The organism is Streptomyces sp. SYSU D01066-1 (genome assembly GCF_054956795.1).
The window spans coordinates 1-10,773 of sequence record NZ_JBUDHV010000064.1 but is presented as its reverse complement, the minus strand read 5'-3'; the positions used below and the strand labels follow the sequence as shown (position 1 = coordinate 10,773).

The 10,773-nt window shown below is 73.8% G+C and carries 2 protein-coding genes; both read left to right on the top strand.

Annotated elements, in window-relative coordinates; translation table 11 throughout:
• Positions 1-29: 29 nt before the first annotated feature.
• Positions 30-9,017: an SDR family NAD(P)-dependent oxidoreductase gene (locus ACY1JF_RS31635; protein WP_462708716.1), complete on the top strand. Its 8,988-nt coding sequence runs from the start codon at positions 30-32 to the stop codon at positions 9,015-9,017.
• Positions 8,947-10,773 (top strand): type I polyketide synthase (locus tag ACY1JF_RS31630; RefSeq protein WP_462708715.1); only part of this gene is annotated, 1,827 nt, incomplete at its 3' end. The genes ACY1JF_RS31635 and ACY1JF_RS31630, both read left to right, overlap by 71 nt.

Genomic DNA, 10,773 nt, shown 5'->3' with positions numbered 1-10,773 from the left:
CGGTGACCGCCGCCGGGGCGGGTGCGTGGGTGGAGCTGGGCGGTGACGCGGTGCTCTCGCCGCTGGTCGACAGGTGCGTGCCGGCGCTGCGCGCGGACCACCCGGAACCCCGTCAGATCCTGGAGGCGCTGGCGCACGTGTTCGTGCACGGTGGGCAGGTGGACTGGGCGGCGCTGTTCGCCGGTCACACCCCGCAGCGCGTCCCGCTGCCGACCTACCCCTTCCAGCGTCAGCGTTACTGGTTGGAGCCGAGTGCGGGTGATGTGTCGGCGGCCGGGCTGGTCGAGGCCGGACATCCCTTCCTGGCCGCCGTCGTCGAACTGCCGGACGGTGGAACGATCCTCACCGGTCGGATATCCCTCGGGACCCATCCCTGGCTCGCGGATCACCGCGTCCCCGGAGGGCTGCTGCTGCCCGGAGCCGCCTTCGTGGAGTTGGCGGTCGCGGCCGGTGACCGAGTGGGAAGTTCCCGCGTCGAGGATCTGACGCTCACTTCGCCGCTGACGCTGGCCGAGCACGAGGTGGTCCTGATCCGCGCGACCGTGTCGGCCGAGGACGCCGCCGGACACCGGGACATCGCCTTCGACGCACGCACCGACAGCGACGACGGGTGGACGCGCAAGGCAAGCGGTGTCCTGAGCGGGGCGTCCGCCACGCCGTCCGACATGGCTGCCTGGCCGCCGCCGGGTGCCGTCGAGTTGGACACGGACGACGTGTACGCGCAACTGACCGAGCAGGGGTACGCCTACGGAACGGCCCTCCAGGGGCTGCGACGGCTGTGGCAGGCGGGCGACGACCTCTGCGCCGAGATCGAACTGCCCGTCCGTGGCACGGACGCGTTCGTCATTCATCCGGCGCTGCTCGACGCCGCGCTGCACCCCTGGCTGCTGGGCGCGGTGACCGGGAGCGGCCCCAAGGTGTTGCCGTTCGCCTGGCGGGGTGTGGAGATCCACGCGACCGGAGCCGGCCGGCTGCGGGTCCGGGTCACGCCGGACGGACCCGACGGGGTGACCCTGCGGCTCGCCGATACGGACGGTGCTCCGGTGGCGACCGTCGAGTCCCTGACGTGGCGGGAGACGCACGGTTTCGCCGGTTCCCCGGACCACCACCTCTTCCACGTGGACTGGACACCGGTCGAGACGGCATGGGCCGGTCCCGGGGAGTACGCCCGACTCTCCTGGGGAGCCGGACTCGCCGGACTGGCCGGCCCGGTGCCCGCTCTCGTCGTGGTGCCGGTGCCCGTCGCCGACGGCGATGTCGTCACGACGGCGCACGAGGTGACAGGTGAGGCCCTCCGGCTGGTTCAGGAGTGGCTGGCGGACGAGCGATGCGCCGACGCGTGCCTGGCGTTCCTGCTCGACGAGCGCGATGTGGCGTCGGCCGCGGTGCGGGGGCTGATCCGTTCGGCGAGCACCGAGCATCCCGGACGGTTCAGGATCGTCGCCGTGGCCGGCCGGCCCGATCCGGCGTCGGTGCCGGACTCGGCGGAGCCGGAGATCGCGCTGCGGGACGGCGCCGTCCTGGCGCCCCGCCTGGCCCGGCTCGCGCCGGTGGCCGAAGCGCCGGAGCCCCGGTTCGACCAGCACGGGACCGTCCTGCTCACCGGTGGCACCGGCGAGCTGGGTGCCTCCCTGGCCCGGCACCTGGCGCGGGTCCACGGTGTGCGGCGGCTGCTCGTCCTGAGCCGCAGCGGCCCGGCCGCGCCGTCGGCGGCCCGGCTCCGGGACGACCTGGCCGAGCTGGGCGCCGAGGTCACCATCGTCGCCTGCGACGCCGCGGACCGGCGAGCGCTGGACGCCGCACTGGGCGCCGTACCGGACGAGCATCCGGTGCGTGCCGTCGTGCACGCCGCCGGTGTCCTGGACGACGGCACGGTCACCTCCTTGACCGAGGCGCGCGTCGACGCCGTACTGCGGCCCAAGGCCGACGCCGCGTGGGCGCTGCACGAGGCGACCCGGGAGCTGGAGCTGACCGCGTTCGTGCTCTACTCGTCGGTCTCGGCGCAGATCGGCGCCGCCGGCCAGGCGAACTACTCGGCGGCCAACGCCTTCCTCGACGCGCTGGCGGACCACCGGGCGGCCCTCGGGCTCCCGGCGACGTCCCTGGCCTGGGGCCTGTGGGCGCCGGCCGGCGGAATGGCCGGGACCATGACGGACACCGACCTGGCCCGGATGGCCAGGACGGGCGTGCTGCCGCTGCCGCACGACACCGGGGTCGCGCTGTTCGACCTGGCGCTGCGGCAGCAGCGGACGCTGCTCGTGCCGATGCGGTTCGACGCCGCCGCCGTACGGCGCGGCGAGGTGCCGCCGCTGCTGCGCGGCCTCGTCCGCACCGGCACCCCGGGGCGGCGGACCGCCGGTGAAGGGTCCCTCGCCGGGCCGGCCGGTCTGCCGCTCGCCGACCGGGCGGCCCGGGTGGCCACGCTGGTCCGGGACACCACGGCCACCGTGCTCGGCCACACCGAGGTCGAGGCCCTCGACCTGAACCGGACCTTCCAGGACCTCGGGCTGGATTCCCTGACCGCCGTCGAACTCCGCAACGGGCTGACCGCCGCGGTCGGGTCGAAGCTGCCGACCACGCTGGTGTTCGACTATCCGACGCCCAAGGACGTGATCGACTACCTGATGGCCAGGCTGTCCGGGGAGCGGCCGGACACCACGGCACCGGGGCCGTCGGCGCCGGCCGGTGTTGACGAGCCCATCGCCATCGTCGGCATGGCCTGCCGTTACCCGGGCGACGTGCGCTCCCCGGAGGACCTGTGGCGGGTGGTCGCCGAGCAACGTGACGTGGTGTCCGGTTTCCCGGACGACCGGGGCTGGCCGGAAGACCTGTACGACCCCGATCCCGAGAAGACCGGGCACACCTACGCGTCCGGCGGGGGCTTCCTGCACTCGGCGGCCGAGTTCGACGCCGCGTTCTTCGAGATCTCCCCCCGGGAAGCGCTGGGCATGGACCCGCAGCAGCGGCTGCTCCTGGAGACCGCGTGGGAGTCCGTCGAGCGCGCCGGGATCGACCCGGTGTCGCTGCGCGGCAGCCAGACCGGCGTGTTCGCCGGGCAGATGTACCACGACTACGCACCCAGCGTCGACCGGATGCCCGAGGGACTCGAAGGCATCCTGCTGACCGGGAACACGGGCAGCGTCCTGTCGGGCCGGCTGTCGTACACGCTGGGCCTGACCGGTCCCGCGGTCACCGTGGACACGGCGTGCTCCTCGTCGCTGGTCGCGGTCCACCTGGCGGCCCAGGCGCTGCGGACGGGCGAGTGCTCCCTCGCGCTGGCCGGCGGGGTGACGGTCATGTCGACGCCCGGCACCTTCGTGGAGTTCGCCCGGCAGAAGGGACTGGCACCCGACGGACGGTGCAAGCCGTTCTCCGCCGCCGCGGACGGCGTCGGCTGGTCCGAGGGCGTCGGCATGCTCCTGATCGAGCGGCTGTCGGACGCCCGGCGCAACAACCATCCGGTGCTGGCCGTGGTGCGTGGTTCGGCGGTGAACCAGGACGGCGCGTCGAACGGGCTGACGGCGCCGAACGGGCCGTCGCAGCAGCGGGTGATCCGGCAGGCGCTGGCGAACGCCGGTCTGTCGACGGCCGACGTCGACGTCGTCGAGGCGCACGGCACCGGCACGCGGCTCGGCGACCCGATCGAGGCGGAGGCGCTGCTCGCCACCTACGGACGTGACCGCGACCCGGACCGGCCGCTGTGGCTGGGGTCCGTCAAGTCGAACATCGGGCACACCCAGGCCGCCGCGGGCGTGGCGGGCATCATCAAAACGGTGATGGCCATGCGGCACGGGCTGCTGCCCAAGACCCTGCACGTCGATGAGCCGTCACCGTACGTGGACTGGTCGGCGGGCGGGGTCGAGCTGCTGACCGACGAGCGCCCGTGGCGCGAGCACGAGGCACCACTGCGGGGCGCCGTCTCGTCGTTCGGCATCAGCGGGACAAACGCCCATGTGATCCTCGAACAGCCCCCGGCCGCCGAGCCGTCACCCGCCGTGGCCGACGGTCCGTCCGGCGACGTGCCGTGGGTCCTGTCCGCGCGGACCCTGCCCGCGCTGCGCGCCCAAGCCGACCGGCTCGCGCACTGGCCGGTGCGCGAACCGGTACCGGTCGGCAGGTCACTGGTGGCCGGCCGGTCGGTGTTCGAGCACCGGGCCGTCGTCATCGGCGGTGACGCGGAAGAACTGCGCGCGGGACTGCTGGCGCTGGCCGCCGGCGAACCGGACGGCCGGGTGGTGCTCGGCGAGCTGACCGACGCACCCGGCGACGTGGTGTTCGTCTTCCCCGGCCAGGGCTCCCAGTGGATCGGGATGGCCAGGGAACTCATGGCCGCCGCCCCGGCGTTCGCTGAGGCGCTGCGCGAGTGCGACCGGGCCATCGGCGACCTCACCGGCTGGTCCGTGGCGGACGTGGTGACCGGGGCCGACGACGCGCCGTCCCTGGACCGGGTGGACGTGGTGCAGCCCGCGCTGTTCGCGGTGATGGTGTCCCTGGCGGCGCTGTGGCGGTCCTGGGGCGTGACTCCGTCCGCCGTCGTGGGGCACTCGCAGGGCGAGATCGCCGCCGCGTACGTCGCCGGCGGGCTCTCCCTCGCGGACGCCGCCCGGATCGTGGTGCTGCGCAGCCGGGCGCTGACCGAACTGGCCGGCTCGGGCGGCATGCTGTCGGTGCCGCTGCCCGCGGCCGAGGTGGAAGCCGCCCTCGACGACTGGCACGGGCGGCTGTCCGTCGCGGTGGTGAACGGGCCGCGCGCGACCGTCGTGTCCGGCTGGAGCGACGCCGTGGACGGGTTCGAGGCCGAACTGATCGCGGCGGGCGTGTCGGCGCGCCGCATCCCGGTGGACTACGCGTCGCACTCCGCGCAGGTGGAGCCGCTCAGGGACCGGCTGCTCGCCGAACTCGGCCCGGTCGTCCCCACCTCCGGCACCGTACCGATGTGGTCGACCGTCACCGGGCAGCCGCACGACATCGCCGACATGGGCGCCGAGTACTGGTACGAGAACCTCCGGCGCACGGTCCGCTTCGACGAGGTGGTCGGCGCACTGCTGGCCGGCGGGCACGGCGCGTTCGTCGAGTGCAGCCCGCACCCGGTGCTCGCCGTCGGCATCCGGGACACCGCCGAACGCGGCGGCCGGCCCGCCACCGTGGTCACCGGATCACTGCGCCGCGACCGGGGCGGCCTCGACCAGTTCCTGACCAGCGCGGCCGAACTGTTCGTGCACGGCGTACCGGTGGACTTCAGCCGCTGCTTCCCGGACGGCGCCGCGCGCACGGCCGACCTGCCGACCTACCCGTTCCAGCGGGAGCGGTTCTGGCTCAGCCGCACCGGCTCCACCGCCGACGTCACCGCCGCCGGCCTGACCGGCACCGGGCACCCGCTGATCGGGGCCGCCGTCGACCTGCCGGACGGCGGTGTCGTCCTGACCGGACGGCTCTCCCTGAACACCCAGCCGTGGCTGGCCGACCACACCGTCTTCGACCGGGTGCTCGTGGCCGGCACCGTCTTCGCCGACCTGCTGACCGCGGTGGGCGACCGGGTCGGCACGCCTTGCCTGGAGGAAGTCACCCTCACCGCCCCGCTGGTCGTGCCCGACCGGGACGGGGTGCTGATCCGCGCCGTCGTGTCCCCGGCCGACACGGACGGCCGCCGCCGGCTCACGTTCCACTCCCGCGCCGAGTCCGACGCCGTCGCGCCGCCGTGGACCGACCACGTCGAGGCGATACTCGGCTCGGCCGGCGGCGCGCCGGTGGAGCTGCGGTCGTGGCCGCCCGCCGGCGCCACCGAGCTGGACCTCGACGGCGCCTACGAGCGGCTCGCCGCCGACGGCTACCGGTACGGCACCACCTTCCAGGGGCTGCGCAGACTGTGGCGGCACGGCGCGGACTTGTACGCCGAAGCCGTCCTGGACGGTGAGCGCGCCGAGGGCCACCTCATGCATCCGGGACTGTTCGACAGCGCGCTGCACCCCCTGCTGCTCACCGACGACCGGGAAGGCGGACTGCCGTTCGCCTGGCGGGGTGTGCGCGTGCACGCCTCGGGAGCCTCCCGGATACGCGTCAAGCTCAGCCCCGCCGGGCCGGACGCGGTGTCCGTGGCGATCGCCGACGGCACCGGGGCGCCCGTGCTCTCGGTGGATTCCCTGGTGCTGAGGCCCGCGGCCCGGGACACCCCGCCCGGCACCGCGGCCACCGCCGACGCCCTGCACATCGTCGAACTGGTCCCGGTCCGGCCGGAGCAGACCGCCGAGGACACCGGCGACTGGGCGGTACTCGGCGACCAGCCCGCCTGGTGGCCCGCCGACCGCGCCGCGCCGCCGTCGTTCCCCGACCCGGCGGCTCTCGCGGACTCGGCCGGTCCCCGGCCGGCCGTCGTGCTGGCCCCGGTGACCGCGTCCGACGCGCCGAACGTCGCGGACCGGGCCCGTGAGACCGTGCACCAGGTGCTCGGCCTGGTCCGTTCCTGGCTCGCGGACGAACGGCTGGACACCACGGAACTCGTGGTGGTGACCGTCGGCGCCCACGACACCGACCTTGCCCACGCCGGTGTCTGGGGCCTGCTGGCGACCGCCCAGACGGAGAACCCCGGCCGGTTCCGGCTGGTCGACCTCGACGGCGAGGCCGCGGCCCGGTCCCTGCCGACCGCGCTGTCCACCGAGGAACCGCAACTCGTACTGCGGGGCGCCGAGACCTTCGTACCCCGGCTGGTGCCGGTGCGGAACAGGCCGGCCCTCCCGGTGCCGGACGCCGCCGCCTGGCGGTTGGAAATCCCGAAGACCGGCACGCTGGACAGCCTGACACTGGCCCCCGCCGACACCGCCGACCGGCCGCTGGCCCAGGGGGAGGTCCGGATCGCCGTACGCGCCGCCGGGCTGAACTTCCGGGACGTCCTGATGGCACTGGGCATGTACCCGGGCGAGGTCGTCCTGGGCAGCGAAGGCGCCGGCATCGTCACCGAGACCGGCCCTGGCGTCACCGACTTCGCCCCCGGGGACCGCGTGATGGGCATGTTCTTCCACGCGTTCGGCCCGGTCGCCGTCGCCGACCGCCGCATGATCGCCCCCATACCCGACGGTTGGTCCTTCGCGCAGGCGGCGTCGGTCCCGGTCGTCCACCTGACCGCCTACTACGGGCTGGTCGATCTCGCGGGGCTGCGGGCCGGCGACAAGATACTGATCCACGCGGCCACCGGCGGTGTCGGCATGGCGGCCGTGCAACTGGCACGCCACCTCGGCGCGGAGGTCTTCGGCACCACGAGCCCGGCGAAACAAGCGGTACTGCGGGACCTCGGCGTCGACGCCGCGCACCGCGCCTCGTCCCGGGACCTCGCGTTCGAGGGCCACATCCGCACCGCCACCGGCGGACGCGGCGTCGACGTGGTGCTCAACTCGCTGGCCCGCGAATACGTCGACGCGTCGCTGCGGCTCACCGTACCGGGGGGCCGGTTCGTCGAGATGGGCAAGACCGACATCCGCGCCGCGGCCGACGTCGCCCGCGACCACTCCGGTGTCACCTACCGCGCCTACGACCTCGTGGACGCCGGACCCGAGCGGATCGGGCAGATGCTCCGCGAGATCCTGGACCTGTTCCGGGCCGGCGCACTGAGCCTGTCACCGGTACGGGCCTGGGACCTGCGCAGGGCCAAGGACGCGTTCCGGCACCTGCGCGAAGCCCGGCACGTCGGCAAGAACGTCCTGACGGTACAGCCCGCGCTCGACACCGAGGGCACCGTGCTGCTCACCGGCGCCACCGGAGCGCTCGGCGGGATGCTGGCCCGCCACCTGGTGCACACGCACGGCGTCCGGCACCTCCTGCTGGCCAGCCGCAGCGGACCGGCCGCCGACGGCATCGGCTCGCTGGTCGCCGAACTCACCGCCGCCGGAGCTCAGGTCACCGTGGCGGCCTGCGACATCGCCGACCGCGCCGCGCTGACCACCCTGCTGAACGGCATCCCGGCCGGGCACCCGCTGACCGCCGTCGTCCACGCCGCGGGCGTCCTCGACGACGGACTCCTCACCTCACTCAGCGTCGAACAGATCGACCGCGTACTGCGACCGAAGATCGACGCGGCCTGGCACCTGCACGACCTGACCCGCGACCTCGACCTGTCCGCGTTCGTCCTCTACTCCTCCATCGCCGGACTCAACGGCGCACCCGGGCAGGCCAACTACGCCGCCGCCAACACCTTCCTGGACGCGCTCAGCCGGCACCGCGCCGCGCGCGGCCAGGCCGGACTCTCCCTCGCCTGGGGCCTGTGGGAACAGGCCAGCGGCATGACAGGACACCTCGCGGACGCGGACCGCCACCGCATGACCCGGGGCGGACTGGTGCCGATGACCGCACAGGAAGGGCTCGCCCTGTTCGACGCCGCCCTCACCGTCGGCGAACCCGTCGTCGTCCCGGCCCGGCTCGACCCCCGGGCACTGGGCGCCGACCCCGCGAGCGTGCCCCCGCCCCTGCGCGGCATGGTGCGCACCGTGTCCCGCCGCACCGCGGCGGCGGGCGCGGACAGCACGGAATCCCTGCACGACCGGCTGGCCCGACTGTCTCCCACGGCGCGGCGCGGCGCGCTGCTCGACCTCGTCACCGCCCAGGTGGCCACGGTCCTCGGCCACAACCACCCGGCCGAGGTGCGGGACGCCCGCGCCTTCAAGGAACTCGGCGTGGACTCACTCACCGCGGTCGAGCTGCGCAACCGGCTCGCCGCCCTGAGCGGGCTCCGGCTCCCCGCGACCCTGGTGTTCGACTATCCCAGTCCGGCCCAGGTCACCGACCACATCCTCGGCCGGCTCTCCCTGCCCGACGACGAGGACCTGGTCATGACCGGTCTCCGGGAGATCGGCGACTCTCTGCCTGACATCCTCTCCGACGACGTCGCACGCCGCCGCGTGACCGACCGACTGCAAGAACTGCTCGACGCCTGCCTGACGCACTCCTCGGACGGCGCGGATGCCGACGCCGACCTCGACACGGCCACCGACGACGAACTGTTCGCCATGGTCGACCAGGACCGGCCCTGACCCCGGCAACCACCTGCCTGCTTCGGCAACCGCCCCAGCTCACCATCGCCCCACCGAACGTGACCACACCAGGGGAAGTGACCTTCGCATGTCCGACGAGACCAAGCTCCGCGAATACCTCAAGCGCTCCATCGCCGACGCGCGCGACGTGCGGAGGCAACTCGAAGAGGTACAGGGCAAGGCGAACGAACCCATCGCCATCGTCGGTATGGCCTGCCGGTTCCCCGGCGGTGTCGGCTCACCGGACGACCTGTGGCGGCTGGTCGCCGACGGCGTCGACGCCATAGAGGGCCTGCCCACCGACCGAGACTGGGAACTCGACCGCCTCTACGACCCCGACCCGGACGCCGTCGGCCACAGCTACACCCGGGAAGGCGGCTTCGTACAGGACGCCGCGTACTTCGACGCGGGCTTCTTCGGCATCTCGCCGCGCGAGGCGCTGGCGATGGACCCGCAGCAGCGCCAGCTGCTGGAGACGGCCTGGGAGGCGTTCGAGCACGCCGGCATCGACCCGGTGCCGCTGCACGGCAGCCGCACGGGTGTGTTCGTCGGCGCGAGCGGCCACGAATACGGTCCCGGCGTCGACGAGACCCCCGCGGAGGTCGAGGGCCTGGTCCTCACCGGCGGCGCCCCCAGCGTGATGTCCGGTCGCGTCGCCTACACCTTCGGCTTCACGGGTCCGGCGTTGACGGTGGACACGGCGTGCTCCTCCTCGCTGGTGGCCATGCACCTGGCCGCCCAGGCCCTGCGCGGCGAGGAGTGCTCCCTCGCCCTGGCCGCCGGGGTCACGATCATGGCCACCCCCCGCACGTTCGTGGAGTTCTCCCGGCAGCGGGTGGGCGCGGTGGACGGCCGGTGCAAGTCGTTCTCGGCGGCGGCGGACGGGGCGGGCTGGTCCGAGGGCGCGGGCGTGCTGCTGCTGGAGCGGTTGTCGGACGCCCGGCGCAACGGGCACCGGGTGTGGGGTGTGGTGCGTGGTTCGGCGGTGAACCAGGACGGTGCGTCGAACGGACTGACGGCGCCGAACGGTCCGTCGCAGGAGCGGGTGATCCGGGGTGCGTTGGTGAGTGCGGGTCTGTCGGCTGCGGATGTGGATGCGGTCGAGGCACACGGCACGGGAACGCGGTTGGGCGATCCGATCGAGGCGCAGGCACTGCTGTCCACCTATGGCCAGGACCGGTTGGCGGGACGGCCGTTGTGGCTGGGTTCGGTGAAGTCGAACATCGGTCATACGCAGCACGCCGCGGGTATCGCCGGTGTGATCAAGATGGTCATGGCGATGCAGCGGGGGCGTCTGCCCAGGACTCTGCACGCCGACGCGCCGTCGCCGCACGTGGACTGGTCCGCGGGCGCGGTGGAGCTGCTGACGGAGTCGCGGGAGTGGGTGGCGGATGGCCGGCCGCGCCGGGCCGGGGTGTCGTCGTTCGGGATCAGCGGGACGAACGCGCACGTGATCGTGGAAGAGGGAGACCCCGAGCCGGCTGCGGTCACGGTTTCGGGCGGTGTGTCGTTGCCGGTGGTTCCGTGGGTGGTGTCGGCGCGGAGTGCGGAGGCGCTGGAGGCGCAGGTGGAGCGGGTCGCCGCTCTTGCCTCGGGCGGCGACAGCCTGGTGGATGTGGGCTGGTCGTTGGTGTCTTCGCGGGCGGTGTTCGAGCACCGTGCGGTGCTGCTGGGCTCGGACCGGGTGGTGAAGGGCTCCGGCGCTGGTTCTGGTGTGGGGATTGTGTTCGGTGGTCAGGGTGGCCAGCGGGTCGGT